This is a genomic window from Pseudomonas rhizosphaerae (assembly GCF_000761155.1).
Classification (GTDB): domain Bacteria; phylum Pseudomonadota; class Gammaproteobacteria; order Pseudomonadales; family Pseudomonadaceae; genus Aquipseudomonas; species Aquipseudomonas rhizosphaerae.
The window spans coordinates 3,520,001-3,535,350 of sequence record NZ_CP009533.1; the positions used below are offsets into that span (position 1 = coordinate 3,520,001).

The window sequence follows — 15,350 nt, forward strand, 5'->3', positions numbered from 1 at the left end:
TACTGCAATCGGGTTTTGAGAAAACCCTATAAACTTGGCTCAGCAATCGCAAACTCGAACCCGAAGGATCGAGGTAACTCTTTGATTTCTCGCGGAGTCTTTGTGATGCTGATAATCTTGTTGACTAACAGTCTTAACTCACAAGCACCCACACGAATTGCTTGATTCAATTGTTAAAGAGCGGTGGGTTGATTCTTTCGTCTCAACCGAGGCGCGCATTCTACGCCAGCCTCACATCCTGTCAAGCGTTTATTTCGAAGTGTTTTTCCAGAAACCTGAACAACTTCAAACACTTGACTCGCTTCGATCACTCGTCAGCGGGAGGCGAATTCTACAGCGTTTCAAACCGCTGTCAACCACCTTTTCTCACCGCTTCCGACCTACAAGACCGAAGCACTTCTTCACTGCCTGAACGACTAACTCATTGATTAACAAAGCGTTTATCGTTTCGGCTGCGCCGGAAGTGGGGCGAATTATAGACACTGGAAATCTGCCGTCAACCCCCAATTCAAAAAACCGTCACAAACTTGTCTCCGCCGTTCTTCTATATAGAAGAACGGCTACACCACGCCTGCGGCGTGGAGTTGGTTATAGGTGCGCGCGTCCATATTCAGCAGTTGCTCCAGCACTTCCTGGGTATGCTCGCCTAGCAGAGGGGGTGCATGTCGGTACTCCACAGGGCTGGCACTCAGCCGTAGTGGGCTGGCAACCATGGGAACGGTTCCGGCCAAAGGATGCTCCATGTGCAAGGCAAGCCCCCTGGCGAGCACCTGGGGATCGGCGAATACCTGAGACAAGTCGTTTATCGGACCACAGGGCACACCGACCCCTTCGAGCTCGGTCACCCACTGCTGGGTGGTCTTGAACACCGTTGCCTGCCGGATCAAAGGAATCAGTTGCGCGCGGTTGGCGACCCGCTGCCGATTGGAGACGAAGCGGGGGTCGGTGGCCCACTCGGCATGGCCGGCCACTTGGGCGAACTTGGCGAACTGGCTATCGTTGCCCACCGTCAGGATGAAGTCGCCGTCGGCTGTAGGAAAGTCCTGATAGGGCACGATGTTTGGATGGGCATTGCCCAAGCGTCCAGGCGCTACACCTGTAGTGAGGTAATTCATGGCCTGATTGGCCAGGCAGGCCACTTGGACGTCCAGCAGCGCCATGTCGATTTGTTGCCCACCGCCGCCTTCATCGCGATGCGCCAAGGCGGCCAACACGGCAACAGTGGAATACAGACCAGTAAGAATGTCGGTCAGGGCGACACCGACCTTGGCGGGCCCGGCACCCTGCTCGCCATCGGCCTTGCCCGTGAGGCTCATCAGGCCGCCCATGCCTTGCACCATGAAGTCGTACCCCGGGCGGGTCGCATAGGGGCCGGTCTGGCCGAACCCGGTGATCGAGCAGTAGATCAGTTGCGGATTCACGGCACTGAGTGATGCATAGTCCAGACCATAGGCGGCCAGACCGCCGACCTTGAAGTTCTCGATGAGAATGTCGCTGCCTGCGGCCAGCTCGCGAATCAGCTGTTGCCCCTCGGGCCGGGTGAAGTCGATGGTGACCGAGCGCTTGTTGCGATTGGCCGCCAGGTAATAGGCGGCCTCACCGGTGCTGTTGCCTACCTGGTCGGCGAGAAACGGGGGACCCCAGGCCCGGGTGTCGTCACCCCGGCCTGGACGCTCGACCTTGATGACCTCGGCGCCGAGGTCGGCGAGAATCTGGCCCGCCCATGGCCCGGCGAGTACTCGCGACAGATCGAGTACTCGAAGATGAGAAAGTGCACCCATGACCACCTCCTATCAATAGAAGGCTTGCAAGCCGGTTTGCGCACGACCCAGGATCAAGGCGTGCACGTCGTGAGTGCCCTCGTAGGTATTGACCACCTCGAGGTTGACCAGGTGGCGAGCGATGCCGAATTCATCGGAGATGCCGTTGCCGCCGAGCATGTCTCTGGCCATGCGTGCGATATCCAGGGATTTGCCGCACGAATTGCGCTTCATGATCGAGGTGATCTCCACCGCCGCTGTGCCTTCATCCTTCATACGGCCCAGGCGCAGGCAGCCTTGCAGGGCGAGGGTGATTTCGGTCTGCATGTCGGCCAGCTTTTTCTGAATGAGCTGATTGGCGGCAAGAGGGCGGCCGAATTGTTGGCGATCCAGGGTGTACTGCCTAGCGGTGTGCCAGCAGAACTCCGCTGCACCCAGCGCACCCCACGAGATGCCGTAACGCGCCGAGTTCAGACAGGTGAACGGCCCCTTCAGACCACGCACGTCGGGAAACATGTTTTCCTCCGGGACGAACACGTTGTCCATGACGATTTCACCGGTGATGGAAGCGCGCAGGCCGACCTTGCCGTGGATCGCGGGCGCGCTGAGGCCGGCCCAGCCTTTTTCCAGAATGAAGCCGCGGATGTCACCGGCGTCGTCCTTGGCCCACACCACGAACACGTCGGCAATCGGGCTGTTGGTGATCCACATCTTGCTGCCGCTCATGCGGTAGCCGCCGTCGACCTTGCGCGCCCGTGTAACCATGGCGCCCGGGTCGGAGCCATGGTCGGGCTCGGTCAGGCCGAAGCAGCCGATCCACTCGCCGCTGGCCAGTTTGGGCAGGTATTTCTGCTTTTGCGCCTGGGTACCGAATTCGTTGATAGGAACCATGACCAGCGAAGACTGCACGCTCATCATCGAGCGGTAGCCGGAATCCACCCGCTCGACCTCGCGAGCAATCAGGCCGTAGCACACGTAGTTGAGGCCGCTGCCGCCGAACTCTTCTGGAATCGTCGCACCCAGCAGACCCATCTCGCCCATTTCGCGAAAGATGGCAGGGTCGGTGGTTTCATGACGAAAGGCTTCCAGGACGCGAGGCATGAGCTTGCCCTGAGCGTATTGCTGCGCGCTGTCGCGCACCATGCGCTCTTCCTGCGTGAGTTGTTGGTCCAGAAGCAGCGGGTCGATCCAGTTGAAGCTTGCCATGTGTCCGTCCTCGTGAAATCGATATGACCGCAGACTAGGCCGCCGCGGCTCGGCAGACAAAGCAGGATTACGCATGGGCTTGTGATAATTTCTCACTTCGTAAGCGCTCGGTTTAACGCGACACTGGGACTTGAGTGAGGAACAGCCACATGCGTAGACGAATACCCAGCACAGCCGCATTGATCTGCTTCGAGGCGGCAGCACGTCACGAGAGCTTCACCAAGGCTTCTACGGAGCTGTTCCTGACACAAGGCGCGGTGTGTCGACAGATCGCCAACCTCGAGGCGTTTCTCGATGTGCGTCTGTTCCGACGTTCCAAACGTGGCGTGAAACTGACCGAGGCAGGGCTCTCCTATAGTCGTCGAGTAGCCGCGCAACTCGATGCGGTCGAGCGCGAGACGTTGGCGGTGATGGGGCAACAGGGTGCCAGCACATTGGAGCTGGCCGTGGTGCCGACTTTCGGCACCCAATGGTTGCTGCCACGGCTCAAGGACTTCCAACGGCATAACCCGCAGATCACTGTCAATTTGACCAACCGCACACGACCCTTCCTGTTTGCCGACACCGATTTCGATGCGGCGATTTACTTCGGTGACGGCGACTGGCCAGGCACACAGACCAGCAGGCTGATGGGGGAGCATCCCGTGCCGGTGTGCAGTCCCGTGCTTCTGGAGGGGGAGCGTGTGCTGACGCCTGCGCGTATTGCCGAGTTGGCGCTGCTGCAGCAGAGCACACGGCCCTATGCATGGCGGCAGTGGTTCGCCAGTCTGGATATGAATGTACCTCGCGATCTTGGCGGTCCTCGCTATGAACTGTTCTCCATGCTGGCCCAAGCCGCAGTGCATGAAATGGGGCTCGCGCTGATTCCGCCATTTCTGATCCAGCGCGAGTTGCGCGAGGGCAGCCTGGTCGTTGCCAACGCGCATGAGCTGATCAGCTCCAAGGCCTACTACCTTGCCGTTCCAGAACGGCATCGCGAGCTTGGCGCATTGCGGATTTTTCAGGACTGGCTGATGCAACAGGCGCATGAGTACCACGACCTCACAGGCCTCGCCCTGGCCAAAGTCACGTAGTGATGTTGTTTAAAACCCTACATATATACGTTTTTGGCGCGTTTATGACAGCAGGCGGCACTCCGGTTATTTTCAGCGCCAAGCACCGTATTGCCTGACTATGGCGTGTTTTTGACGCTTCTGGGGCTATGGCTCACAAATATTTCGCAAAATATTTCACTGCAGCCCGTGACCGCTCAAACGCCCGTCCTAGAAGGCCAGGAGCCCTGGCGCTGTGACATTCGGTCACAGCGTGACTTGTAGTGCTTTGCGTGTATCGCTCCACAACCTGTTGATGCCACTCGTCGGGGCCTGCAAAATGCTGCGGCCCGCCGGTTTCAGGCGGTATCGTGCTGATGGGCCATCGCAAGATGAGCCATAGCCAGTGCTCGGGTACGACCAGGAAGAAGATCCAGCAGGAGATATAACGTGCACATTGGTGTTCCTCTCGAAATGCAGCAGGGCGAGACACGTGTAGCCGCTACCCCGGAAACCATCAAGAAGCTGGTCGCTCAAGGCCATGCGGTCACGGTGGAAAGTGGTGCGGGCGTACGCGCGAGTGTGACCGACAGCGCTTATCAGGCGGTCGGCGCGACTATTGGCAGCGCGGCTCAGGTGTTTGCCACTCAGCTGGTGCTCAAGGTCAACGCCCCCAGTGACGAGGAGCTGTCGCAGATGAGCGCCGGTACGGTGCTGCTGGGCATGCTCAATCCGTTCAACAACGAATTGATCGCCAAGATGGCCGAGCGCGGGATCAGTGCCTTCGCCCTTGAGGCGGCGCCTCGCACCTCGCGTGCGCAGAGCCTGGACGTGCTGTCGTCGCAAGCCAACATCGCCGGCTACAAGTCGGTGTTGCTGGCAGCCCATCACTATCCGCGCTTCATGCCGATGCTGATGACCGCAGCTGGCACCGTGAAGGCAGCCCGCGTGCTGATTCTGGGTGCTGGCGTGGCGGGCCTGCAGGCCATTGCCACGGCCAAGCGCCTGGGCGCAGTGATCGAAGCCTCGGACGTGCGTCCGGCGGTCAAGGAGCAGATCGAATCGCTGGGTGCGAAGTTTCTTGATGTGCCGTACGAAACCGACGAGGAGCGCGAATGCGCCGTAGGCACTGGCGGTTATGCCCGGCCCATGCCTGCTAGCTGGATGCAGCGTCAGGCGCAGGCGGTTCACGAACGTGCCAAGCAGGCTGACATCGTCATCACCACCGCGCTGATTCCGGGGCGCAAGGCACCTACATTGCTCAGTGCCGAAACGGTGGCACAGATGAAGCCTGGCTCGGTGGTGATCGACCTCGCAGCCCTGCAGGGCGGTAACTGTCCGTTGACCGTGGCCGATCAGGTAGTGGTGCACAACGGCGTGACCATTGTGGGTCCGACCAATCTGCCGGCGCAGGTGGGCGCCGACGCCTCTGCGCTGTATGCCCGCAACCTGCTCGATTTCATGAAGCTGCTGTTCGACAAGGAAGGGCAGTTCACCATCAACCTGGACGACGACATCGTCGCCGCGTGCCTGATGTGCCGCGATGGCCAGATCGTGCGCAAGAACGGCTGAGGACTATAGAAATGGAAGACATGCTGATCTCCCACGGTATCTACAACCTGATCATTTTCGTGCTGGCCATCTATGTCGGCTATCACGTGGTCTGGAACGTGACACCTGCGCTGCATACCCCACTGATGGCCGTGACCAATGCCATTTCGGCCATTGTCATCGTCGGTGCCATGCTCGCCGCGGCGCTGACCGTGACGCCTCTGGGCAAGACCATGGGCACCCTGGCTGTTGCACTGGCGGCGGTGAACGTATTCGGCGGGTTCCTGGTGACCCGGCGGATGCTGGAGATGTTCAAGAAGAAAGCCCCGAAAGTGAAGGATGAGGCGTCCAAACAATGAGCATGAATTTGGTAACGCTTCTTTATCTGGTGGCATCGGTGTGCTTCATACAGGCATTGAAGGGCCTTTCGCACCCGACCACGTCGCGACGCGGCAATCTATTCGGCATGCTGGGCATGACGCTTGCGGTGCTCACCACCGTCGGCCTGATCTACAAGCTGGGCGCAGAGCTGGCAACCGCCGGTATCGGCTATGTGCTGGTCGGCCTGCTGGTCGGTGGTACTGCCGGTTCGATCATGGCCAAGCGTGTCGAGATGACCAAGATGCCGGAGCTGGTGGCCTTCATGCACAGCATGATCGGCCTAGCGGCGGTGTTCATCGCCATTGCCGCAGTGGTCGAGCCGCAATCGCTGGGCATCGTCGCGCAACTGGGTGACCCGATCCCGACCGGCAACCGCCTGGAGCTGTTCCTGGGCGCGGCCATCGGCGCCATCACTTTTTCCGGCTCGGTGATCGCCTTCGGCAAGCTGTCCGGCAAATACAAGTTCCGCCTGTTCCAAGGCGCACCCGTGCAGTTCGCCGGGCAGCACAAGCTCAACCTGCTGATCGGTCTGGGCACCTTGCTGTGCGGTCTGATCTTCATGTTCACGGGCAGCTACGCCGCCTTTGGCCTGATGCTGGCCCTGGCGTTCGTGCTGGGCGTGCTGTTGATCATCCCAATTGGCGGGGCCGACATGCCGGTGGTGGTGTCGATGCTCAACAGCTATTCGGGCTGGGCAGCGGCGGGCATCGGTTTTTCGCTGAACAACTCGATGCTGATCATCGCTGGCTCGCTGGTGGGTTCCAGCGGTGCGATTCTGTCCTACATCATGTGCAAGGCGATGAACCGTTCGTTCTTCAATGTCATCGGCGGTGGCTTCGGCGCCGTTGCGGACGCAGGCCCGGCGGGTGCCAAGGAAGCACGGCCAGTGAAATCAGGTTCGGCGGACGATGCCACGTTCCTGCTGACCAACGCCGATACCGTGATCATCGTGCCCGGCTATGGCCTGGCCGTGGCCCGCGCGCAGCATGCGCTCAAGGAGCTGACGGAGAAACTGACCCACGCCGGCGTGACCGTCAAATATGCGATCCATCCGGTGGCCGGACGTATGCCGGGGCACATGAACGTGCTGTTGGCCGAGGCCGAAGTGCCTTATGACCAGGTTTTCGAAATGGACGACATCAACTCCGAGTTCGGCCAGGCCGACGTGGTGTTGGTGCTGGGTGCCAACGATGTGGTCAACCCGGCGGCCAAGAACGATCCGAAATCGCCTATTGCCGGTATGCCTATCCTGGAGGCTTTCAAGGCCAAGACCATCATCGTCAACAAGCGCTCGATGGCCAGTGGCTACGCCGGCCTGGACAACGAGCTGTTCTACCTGGACAAGACCATGATGGTCTTTGGCGATGCCAAGAAAGTCATCGAAGACATGGTCAAAGCTGTGGAGTAAAAGCCGCGCCAAGCGCTGCGCTGTAAACTGCAAACCCCGCTCATGGCGGGGTTTTTTGCATCTACTGTAAAAGTGTTTTGCGAGAAAAGGCCCGGAATAGAGCGGTTGATGCGACTTTGGTCGCAGGACGCGACTGCCCGCATTCACTAGACTGCGCAGCACGCGTTTCGCTTCTCGGGATAATGAACATGTACGCTGACCGTATTCGCCTGGCTTCTTTGCAGGACAAGATAATGAGCGCCGCCCAAGCGGCTGAACTGATCGAAGATGGCATGACCGTGGGCATGAGTGGCTTCACCCGCGCCGGGGAGGCCAAGGCCGTTCCCCAGGCGCTGGCGGAACGCGCGCTGCGCACACCGCTCAAGATCAGCCTGATGACTGGCGCAAGCCTGGGCAATGACCTGGACAAGCAGTTGACCGAAGCCGGCGTGCTGGCTCGGCGCATGCCATTCCAGGTCGACAGCACCTTGCGCAAGGCCATCAATGCCGGCTCGGTGATGTTCATCGACCAGCATCTGTCCGATACCGTGGAACAGCTGCGCAACCGCCAGATCAAGGCCGTCGACCTGGCCGTCATCGAATGCGTCGCCATTACCGAGGAAGGGCATCTGGTGCTCAGTACATCGGTGGGCAACTCGGCAAGTTTCGCGATCCTGGCCGAACAGGTGATCGTCGAGATCAACCTGGCGCAGCCATTGGAGCTGGAAGGCCTGCACGACATCTATATTCCCAGCTATCGGCCCACACGCCTGCCGATCCCGGTGTTGAGCGCCGATACCCGCATCGGTCGCTGCGCGGTACAGATCGACCCGGCGAAGATCAGCGCCATCGTCATCAGCCAGCAGGCCGACTCACCGTCGACTGTGCTGCCACCGGACGACGATACCCAGGCGATCGCGGGCCATCTGGTGGACTTTTTCAAGAGCGAGGTCGATGCAGGGCGTTTGACCAACAGCCTCATGCCGTTGCAGGCGGGCATCGGCACCATTGCCAATGCGGTGATGCACGGCCTGCTGGATTCACCGTTCGATAACCTGACGATGTACTCTGAAGTGCTGCAGGATTCCACCTTCGACTTGTTCGATGCCGGCAAGCTGGCGTTCGCTTCGGGCAGTTCCATGACCTTGTCGGCACGCAAGCATGCGCAAGTCTTCAGCCACTTCGAACGCTACAAGTCACGTCTGGTGCTGCGTCCGCAAGAGATTTCAAACCATCCGGAAGTAATCCGGCGCCTCGGCATCATCGGTATCAACACTGCGCTGGAGTTCGACCTGTACGGCAATGTGAACTCTACCCATGTCGGCGGCACCCGGATGATGAATGGCATCGGCGGGTCTGGCGATTTCGCGCGCAATGCCCACTTGGCCATCTTCGTTACCAAATCGATTGCCAAGGGCGGGGCGATTTCAAGCGTCGTACCCATGGTCAGCCACGTCGACCATACCGAACACGACGTCGATATCCTGGTGACCGAGCAGGGCCTGGCGGATCTGCGCGGCCTGGCACCACGGGAGCGGGCGCAGGCGGTCATCGATAACTGTGTTCACCCACAGTATCGCGAAGCACTCCAATGCTATTTCGATCAGGCGTGCCTGCGTGGCGGGCACACCCCCCATGTTCTGCAAGAAGCACTGCAATGGCACATCAATCTGGAGGAGACCGGGCGCATGCTGGCGTGCTGAAGCGTACAGTTTCGCGGTGTTGCAACACAGTTTGTGCGAACGGGTTCTGCATGAGGTAGCCAAAATTATAAACTGTACTACTGTACCGGTTGCTTTGACCGTCAAAGCGCTTGGAGTGGGTGTCCTTCAACCAAAAATGCACTACTTGGGGGCAGACCCGTACAGTTGCCTCATTCGGGAGCGAGACAGTTGGGTTTGACAGTCAACTGACCGCACACAATACAGGTGAACTGTGCCTACTGTTCTGGACACCAAGCATGGAAAATGGGTACCAGATAAACCACTACTCAGCCCCGCCACAAGCGGAAGGATGTACATCATGGAACGTACCCTCAGTTCCGACCTGTTCCAGGCCAACACTCAAACCACCCAAACTTCGGCTCCTCTGCGCTTTTTCGCCAACCTGATGCTTTGGCAGCGCCGCATTGCCAGCCGTCATCAACTGGCCCGTCTGGATGCTCGTCTGCTGGCCGATGCCGGTATCAGCGAAGCCCAGCGTTGCGAAGAGTTGAGCAAGCCGTTCTGGCGTTGATGCAACGCCCTGCTGGTGACAGCGCCTGAAGGCAACGAAGCCTGAAGGTCGAACCAGCAACTGATTTCAAGAAACCCGTCGCGGTCAACGCTGACGGGTTTTTTTTCGTCCATGCAAAGGTACTTAGATACAGTTATATACTTATGAATAATGACCATAACAGTTGAGTCATTACGCACACTCGGTGGTCGGAGTGCTGGCGCCCGAGGCTTCTAGGCGCTCTAATAAGCTCACTTCGCCCTGATCTGGAGATTCATCATGTCCCGTAACCATCTGTTGGGTGCCGCCGTACTGCTGGCTCTGGCCAGCGGCGCCCAGGCCTCAAGCTTCGTCGTTACCACCGATGCGCTGGTACGTGGAGTCAATGCATCGACCAATGCAACCTCTGACCTGTCTTCCTCGTTGCGCGACAACAAGATCGTGCGTGAAGCGCGGGACGACGCGGCAAGCTTCGTCGCCAGCCAGGGCGATATCCGCGGTGCCAAGCTGGAAAGCGCTTTTGCCCATATCCGCAAGGTCGCCCCGCAGATGCAGGCCAGCGACGCGCAACTGGCCCAGGCCATTCTGGCCATCTGATGCTCTGCAACGGGTACCTCCCGCAGATGAAGAATGCGACAGGCTGCTGCAGCCTGCGCATCGCGGGTGGTTCTCGGACCCACGTTGGGCTAGCCTTGCCGGCCCAATCGCTCGACATCTGAAGCCTGATGCGTTATTTGCCACTGATTCTCGTCATCTGGGCGTCGTCGGCTGCGGCCTTCGACGTGAGTCTGCAGTCCTCGGTGATCACCCTGTATGTAACCAGCAAGGTCACGACGGCCCCCTTCGATCGCAAGTTGATCCTGTCTGCCCGTGACGATGCTGCCTGCTTCGTCGCCAGCAGCGGGCGATGCCGTGGGGCACGACTGCAGGCAGCTCTGGCGAGCATTCGCCAGAAGCACCCACAAATTGCTGCCAGTGACCTTGAACTGGCGCAGGCGATACTCGTCCAATAGATACCTTGTATTACGGAGAAGCTCCATGCGTACCCCGCTGATTGCCGCTACCCTCGGCCTGTTTCTGCTGGCCGATTTGGCCCAGGCCCAAACCGTCGTGGCCACCAGTAATATCATCGTTCGCGCGTTCGGCCGTTCGATCGATTTCACCTCAGACACCACGACCTCCATCCGTGACGCCAAGGTAGTCCGGGAAGCGCGGGACGATGCGGCCAGCTATGTAGCAAGCCAGGGCGACATCCGTGGCGCACAACTGGAGGCAGCCTTCAATACGTTGCGCGAGCGTGTTCCACAAGCTCGCAGCGCCAGTGACCAGGACCTTGCCGAAGCCATTCTCGCGCTGTGAAACGATTGGCCAGCTGGCTGCTGGCGGCAGGCTTTCTGCTGACGACGATGCAGGCCTCTGCCGGTTTACAGCTGGTCCTTGACCGCAGTGGGCTGAATGCTCGGCAGGCCGAGGCAAGCCAAGTGCTGTTGAACGACGCGATGGCTGCCTTGCCGCCGCGCTTCGTCGAGCAACTGGACCGGCGGATCGACGTCAGCTGGTCCTCGCGCATGCCCGACAATGCCTATGGCCAGGCTTCGCTGGTATCGAGCCTGGAGCTGAACCTGAATCAGTTGCAGGGGTTGGCCGACGGCTCTTCCGCGCAAAGGCGGACCAACCGACCCCATGGAACGGTACGCGAGGAACTGCTGGCCACCGTGCTTCACGAGCTGACCCATATCTATGATCGGGCGCGGTTGTGGACACCTGCCGAGCGAACGCTGGCCAATCGCTGCAGCCGGCAGAGCGCCAGCCTGGGCCAGGTCGGCTTGCCCGACGAGTGTCGTGGCCAGGTGACCCGTCGCTTCACCTTGAGCGACGATCCGCGTCTGTTGGACCTGGCCGGCTGGCAGCAATATGTCGGGCGGCGTGGCGAGCGCGAAGAGCAGAACCGTCAGATCGTGCGCAGCCCTGATATCTATGAGGTGAGCAGCCCCAAGGAATTCGTCGCGGTCAACATGGAGTATTTTCTCCTCGACCCGACCTATGCCTGCCGTCGTCCGGCACTGTTCGAATATTTCAAGGCGCGGTTCGACTGGGCGCCCGCACGCCAGCAAAGCTGTGCTCAAGGCCTGCCGTATCTGAATGCGGGCAGCGACTTTGCCAAGACGCCGCTGGGCAAGATCGATCCCGAACGGGTCTATGCGGTGGACTACCTGCTGGCCGAGGCCAATCAGAACCTGGCCAGCCGCTGGGGGCACAGCATGCTGCGCTTGGTCATCTGCGCACCGGGGCGGCCGCGCGGGCCTGACTGCCGGCTGGATCTGGAACAGCACTTGGTGCTGTCGTACCGCGCGTTCGTCAACGACGTGCAGTTGTCTACCTGGGGTGGTTTGATGGGGCAATACCCATCGCGGCTGTTCGTGCTGCCGTTGTCCCAGGTGATCGACGAATACACCAAGACCGAACTACGTAGCCTGGCTTCGGTACCACTGAAGCTGGACCGCCCCGAGATCGAGTCGCTGGTGCGCCATGCCGCCGAGATGCATTGGAGCTACGACGGCAGCTACTACTTCCTGTCCAACAATTGCGCAGTGGAAAACCTCAAGCTGTTGCGCAGCGGGACCCATGACCCGCGTTTGCAGGGCATCGACAGCATCTTGCCCAACGGCTTGCTCGAAGTGCTGGAAGGGCGCGGGCTGGCCGATGGCAGCGTACTGGATGATCCGCGTGAAGCGCTGCGCCTAGGTTATCGATTCGATTCGTATCGCGATCGTTATCAGGCGATGTTCGATGTGCTGCGCAAGCATCTGCCGATTCCGCAACAAACCGTCGAAGCGTGGTTGGAACAAAGCGCGCAGCAGCGTCAGCCTTGGTTTGCCCAAGCCGATCTGCGCACCAGCGCCGCGCTGCTGCTGCTGGAGCAAGCCAGTTACCGACGCCAGTTACTGTTGGCCCAGGAAGAGGTGAAGCAACGCTACCTGGGTGCCCGCGAGCTGGGTGACGGCAGCGTGGCCAATGCCAACCAGATGTTGCAGGAAATATTGGCCAACAGTGGATTTCTCAGCCGACCGGCGGAGTTGCTCGACAATGGTGGCTACGGGTTGCCGCAGACGGCGGAGTGGCAGCGGTTGGAATCGGAAAGCAGTCAGCGTCAGCAACAGTTGCAGCGGTTGAGCACCGACCTGGACAAGGAGGTGAGGGCGCTGCTGACACCTGAGCGGGCCAGGGAAATTGCGGCCAGCGAAGCCAACCTAAAGCAGGTGGGGGAGCATCTGCGAGAGTTGCACAAGGCGGCGGGGGGGTTGGTGTTGCCCTAGGTGGCGCAGTTGGATCTTGGGTGATCTGCCTGGCCTCTTCGCGGGCAGAGCCCGCTCCCACAAGGTCAATTGTATCGTTTTGAATGGCGAAAGGTTGTTGAAAGCTTGCCGACTTAGCATCGACTCACCCCCGGCGTAAGACCGGCCGGCCAGAAGGCAGCACTCCAGTGCGCTTTCGGCCTCTTGAACAACAACAATGGTGAAACCGATGTCCTTGATTATCCCTACCCGCAGTGCCTCCCTCTACCTACTCCCGGCTTGTGCCATTCCTCGCTGAACCTTTCGTTCTTCGTCCCTAGCCACGCCGTGCCCGGAGTATTCCCATGCTGACATTCCTTGGCTTTGCCATGGTCATCACGTTCATGTTCCTGATCATGACCAAGCGCCTTTCCGCGCTGATCGCCTTGATCATCGTGCCTATCCTGTTCGCCTTGTTCGGTGGTTTCGCACCGGAAATCGGCCCCATGATGCTTGCGGGCATCACCAAGCTGGCGCCGACCGGCGTGATGCTGATGTTCGCCATCCTGTATTTCGCCCTGATGATCGATTCGGGTTTGTTCGACCCGGCGGTGCGCAAGATCCTCAAGCTGGTCAAGGGCGACCCGCTGAAAGTCTCGGTCGGTACCGCCGTGCTTGCGCTGATCGTCTCGCTGGACGGTGACGGCGCGACCACCTACATGATCTGCGTGGCCGCCATGCTGCCGCTGTACCAGCGCATCGGCATGAGCCCGAGGATCATGGCCGGCTTGATCATTCTGGCAGGCGGGGTCATGAACATGACGCCGTGGGGTGGTCCCACCGCACGTGCCGCCAGCGCCTTGCATGTCGACCCTTCGGACATCTTCGTACCGATGATCCCGGCCATGGCCTTCGGCGTCATCGCCATCCTGGTGATTGCCTACATGTACGGCAAGCGCGAGCGCGTTCGCCTGGGCGAGCTGCATTTGCAAGGCGATGAAATAGACCACAGCGAGATCAGCGTCTCGCAGTACCCGGACGCGCGCCGGCCCAAATTGATCTGGTTCAACGGCGCTTTGACCCTGCTGTTGATGGTGACCTTGATCATGGGCCTGCTGCCGCTGCCGGTGCTGTTCATGATCGCGTTCAGTATCGCCATGATCGTCAACTACCCGTGCCTGGAAGCGCAGAAGGCACGTGTTGCCGCTCACTCCGGCAGCGTTCTGGCAGTGGTCGGGCTGATCTTCGCCGCCGGTATCTTCACCGGCATCCTGACCGGCACCGGCATGGTCGACGCCATGTCCAAGAGCCTGCTGGCGGTGATTCCCGATGCCATGGGGCCGTACCTGGCCGTGATCACAGCGCTGGTCAGCATGCCGTTCACCTTCTTCATGTCCAACGACGCGTTCTACTACGGCGTCTTGCCGGTCCTCGCCGAAGCCGCTTCGCACTACGGTATTTCGCCAGTGGAAATGGCCCGTGCCTCGATTGTCGGACAACCGGTACACTTGCTCAGCCCCCTGGTACCCTCGACTTACCTGCTGGTGGCACTGGCTGGCATCGAGTTCGGTGACCACCAGCGCTTCACCCTCAAGTGGGCAGTACTGGTTTGCCTGTGCATAATGTTCGCCGCACTGGCCATGGGGATTTTTCCTCTGTTCAGCAGTCTATAAATCTTATTCGCGAGACAGGCCGGATGTCGTCGCGCCGCTGCCATCGATGAGCAGCGGCGCCATGGCATCCGGCTTTGCGCCGCCTTGGCCTCCAACACGAAGGACTTCACATGGAATGGTTCACCAACCCGGAAATCTGGGTTGCTTTCTTGACCCTGACAGCACTGGAAATCGTGCTGGGCATCGACAACATCATCATGATCTCGATCCTGGTGAGCCGCATGCCCAAGCACATGCAGGCGCGCACACGAATCTTCGGCCTGGCGCTGGCGATGGTCACGCGCATTCTGCTGTTGCTCTCGATCACTTGGGTCATGCGCCTGACCGCCGACCTGTTCGTGGTCTTCGGCCAGGGCATCTCCGGGCGTGACCTGATTCTGTTCTTCGGTGGCCTGTTCCTGTTGTGGAAAAGCTCGCAAGAGATCTACCACGGCATGGAAGGCGAGGAAGAGGGCGGTGACGAGGTTTCGGGCAAGGGTGGCAACTTTATCTACACCATCATTCAGATCGCCATCATTGACATCGTGTTCTCGCTGGACTCGGTCATCACTGCCGTCGGCATGGTCTCCCATGTACCGGTCATGGTCGCGGCCATCGTCGTTGCGGTGCTGGTCATGATGGTCGCCTCGGGCACCATCAGTCGCTTCATCGACCAACACCCGTCGCTGAAGATGCTGGCGCTGTCGTTCCTGCTGGTGGTCGGTACCGTATTGATCGCAGAAGCCTTCGATGTGCATGTACCCAAGGGCTACGTGTATTTCGCCATGGCCTTCTCCCTGGCCGTCGAAGCCGTGAACATCAAGATGCGTACCGCCATCGCCCGCAAGCGTCGTGAGGCTCAGGAAGAGTCCTGAGCCTTCGAGCCGCGCGCT

Annotated in this window: 14 protein-coding genes; 12 read left to right on the plus strand and 2 right to left on the minus strand. The window is 59.9% G+C overall.

The window, feature by feature from the left end:
- Nucleotides 1–560: 560 nt before the first annotated feature.
- Nucleotides 561–1,781 (minus strand): CaiB/BaiF CoA transferase family protein, encoded by a 1,221-nt coding sequence (locus LT40_RS15545; protein WP_043191868.1) that lies wholly within the window; start codon nucleotides 1,779–1,781, stop codon nucleotides 561–563.
- A gap of 12 nt (nucleotides 1,782–1,793) precedes the next feature.
- Nucleotides 1,794–2,966: an acyl-CoA dehydrogenase gene (locus tag LT40_RS15550; protein WP_043191870.1), complete on the minus strand. Its 1,173-nt coding sequence runs from the start codon at nucleotides 2,964–2,966 to the stop codon at nucleotides 1,794–1,796.
- A gap of 149 nt (nucleotides 2,967–3,115) precedes the next feature.
- Here LT40_RS15550 and LT40_RS15555 point away from each other — a divergent pair, with 149 nt between their 5' ends.
- The 12 genes from LT40_RS15555 (at nucleotide 3,116) to LT40_RS15610 (ending at nucleotide 15,332) form a co-directional block, all read left to right on the plus strand.
- Nucleotides 3,116–4,039, plus strand: coding sequence for a LysR family transcriptional regulator (locus LT40_RS15555; protein WP_043191872.1), 924 nt, complete (start codon nucleotides 3,116–3,118; stop codon nucleotides 4,037–4,039).
- 408 nt (nucleotides 4,040–4,447) lie between these two features.
- Entirely contained in the window at nucleotides 4,448–5,569 is a 1,122-nt protein-coding gene (locus LT40_RS15560) for a Re/Si-specific NAD(P)(+) transhydrogenase subunit alpha (RefSeq protein ID WP_043191873.1), read from the plus strand.
- 11 nt (nucleotides 5,570–5,580) lie between these two features.
- Complete coding sequence (locus LT40_RS15565; protein ID WP_043191874.1) at nucleotides 5,581–5,907, plus strand: NAD(P) transhydrogenase subunit alpha part 2; 327 nt, start codon at nucleotides 5,581–5,583, stop codon at nucleotides 5,905–5,907.
- Nucleotides 5,904–7,337, plus strand: coding sequence for an NAD(P)(+) transhydrogenase (Re/Si-specific) subunit beta (locus LT40_RS15570; RefSeq protein ID WP_043191875.1), 1,434 nt, complete (start codon nucleotides 5,904–5,906; stop codon nucleotides 7,335–7,337). Before LT40_RS15565 ends, LT40_RS15570 begins: the two co-directional genes overlap by 4 nt.
- A 188-nt stretch (nucleotides 7,338–7,525) precedes the next feature.
- A complete protein-coding gene (locus tag LT40_RS15575; protein WP_043191876.1) occupies nucleotides 7,526–9,019 on the plus strand; it encodes an acetyl-CoA hydrolase/transferase family protein in 1,494 nt (497 codons plus the stop codon).
- 319 nt (nucleotides 9,020–9,338) lie between these two features.
- Nucleotides 9,339–9,551, plus strand: a complete 213-nt coding sequence (locus LT40_RS15580; RefSeq protein ID WP_043191878.1) for a DUF1127 domain-containing protein — start codon at nucleotides 9,339–9,341, stop codon at nucleotides 9,549–9,551.
- A gap of 258 nt (nucleotides 9,552–9,809) precedes the next feature.
- The gene (locus LT40_RS15585) at nucleotides 9,810–10,127 is read left to right on the plus strand and encodes a DUF2388 domain-containing protein (RefSeq protein ID WP_043191880.1); all 318 of its coding nucleotides are present in this window, start codon (nucleotides 9,810–9,812) and stop codon (nucleotides 10,125–10,127) included.
- Nucleotides 10,128–10,255: 128 nt separating this feature from the next.
- Nucleotides 10,256–10,543: a DUF2388 domain-containing protein gene (locus LT40_RS15590; protein WP_043191882.1), complete on the plus strand. Its 288-nt coding sequence runs from the start codon at nucleotides 10,256–10,258 to the stop codon at nucleotides 10,541–10,543.
- A 25-nt stretch (nucleotides 10,544–10,568) separates the two neighbouring features.
- The gene (locus tag LT40_RS15595) at nucleotides 10,569–10,889 is read left to right on the plus strand and encodes a DUF2388 domain-containing protein (protein ID WP_043191885.1); all 321 of its coding nucleotides are present in this window, start codon (nucleotides 10,569–10,571) and stop codon (nucleotides 10,887–10,889) included.
- On the plus strand, nucleotides 10,886–12,847 hold the full coding sequence (locus LT40_RS15600; protein WP_043191887.1) for a DUF7844 domain-containing protein: 1,962 nt from the start codon (nucleotides 10,886–10,888) through the stop codon (nucleotides 12,845–12,847). Before LT40_RS15595 ends, LT40_RS15600 begins: the two co-directional genes overlap by 4 nt.
- 323 nt (nucleotides 12,848–13,170) lie before the next feature.
- Nucleotides 13,171–14,478 (plus strand): CitMHS family transporter, encoded by a 1,308-nt coding sequence (locus LT40_RS15605; protein ID WP_043191890.1) that lies wholly within the window; start codon nucleotides 13,171–13,173, stop codon nucleotides 14,476–14,478.
- A 110-nt stretch (nucleotides 14,479–14,588) separates the two neighbouring features.
- Complete coding sequence (locus LT40_RS15610; protein ID WP_043191892.1) at nucleotides 14,589–15,332, plus strand: TerC family protein; 744 nt, start codon at nucleotides 14,589–14,591, stop codon at nucleotides 15,330–15,332.
- Nucleotides 15,333–15,350: the final 18 nt, after the last annotated feature.

Excerpts from the sequence above, each read along its gene's own strand:
- LT40_RS15550 (WP_043191870.1), bottom strand. The coding sequence starts at position 2,966 with ATGGCAAGCTTCAACTGGATCGACCCGCTGCTTCTGGACCAACAACTC.
- LT40_RS15580 (WP_043191878.1), top strand. The coding sequence starts at position 9,339 with ATGGAACGTACCCTCAGTTCCGACCTGTTCCAGGCCAACACTCAAACC.
- LT40_RS15610 (WP_043191892.1), top strand. The coding sequence starts at position 14,589 with ATGGAATGGTTCACCAACCCGGAAATCTGGGTTGCTTTCTTGACCCTG.
- LT40_RS15585 (WP_043191880.1), top strand. The coding sequence starts at position 9,810 with ATGTCCCGTAACCATCTGTTGGGTGCCGCCGTACTGCTGGCTCTGGCC.
- LT40_RS15565 (WP_043191874.1), top strand. The coding sequence starts at position 5,581 with ATGGAAGACATGCTGATCTCCCACGGTATCTACAACCTGATCATTTTC.
- LT40_RS15570 (WP_043191875.1), top strand. The coding sequence starts at position 5,904 with ATGAGCATGAATTTGGTAACGCTTCTTTATCTGGTGGCATCGGTGTGC.
- LT40_RS15545 (WP_043191868.1), bottom strand. The coding sequence starts at position 1,781 with ATGGGTGCACTTTCTCATCTTCGAGTACTCGATCTGTCGCGAGTACTC.
- LT40_RS15590 (WP_043191882.1), top strand. The coding sequence starts at position 10,256 with ATGCGTTATTTGCCACTGATTCTCGTCATCTGGGCGTCGTCGGCTGCG.
- LT40_RS15555 (WP_043191872.1), top strand. The coding sequence starts at position 3,116 with ATGCGTAGACGAATACCCAGCACAGCCGCATTGATCTGCTTCGAGGCG.
- LT40_RS15605 (WP_043191890.1), top strand. The coding sequence starts at position 13,171 with ATGCTGACATTCCTTGGCTTTGCCATGGTCATCACGTTCATGTTCCTG.
- LT40_RS15575 (WP_043191876.1), top strand. The coding sequence starts at position 7,526 with ATGTACGCTGACCGTATTCGCCTGGCTTCTTTGCAGGACAAGATAATG.
- LT40_RS15595 (WP_043191885.1), top strand. The coding sequence starts at position 10,569 with ATGCGTACCCCGCTGATTGCCGCTACCCTCGGCCTGTTTCTGCTGGCC.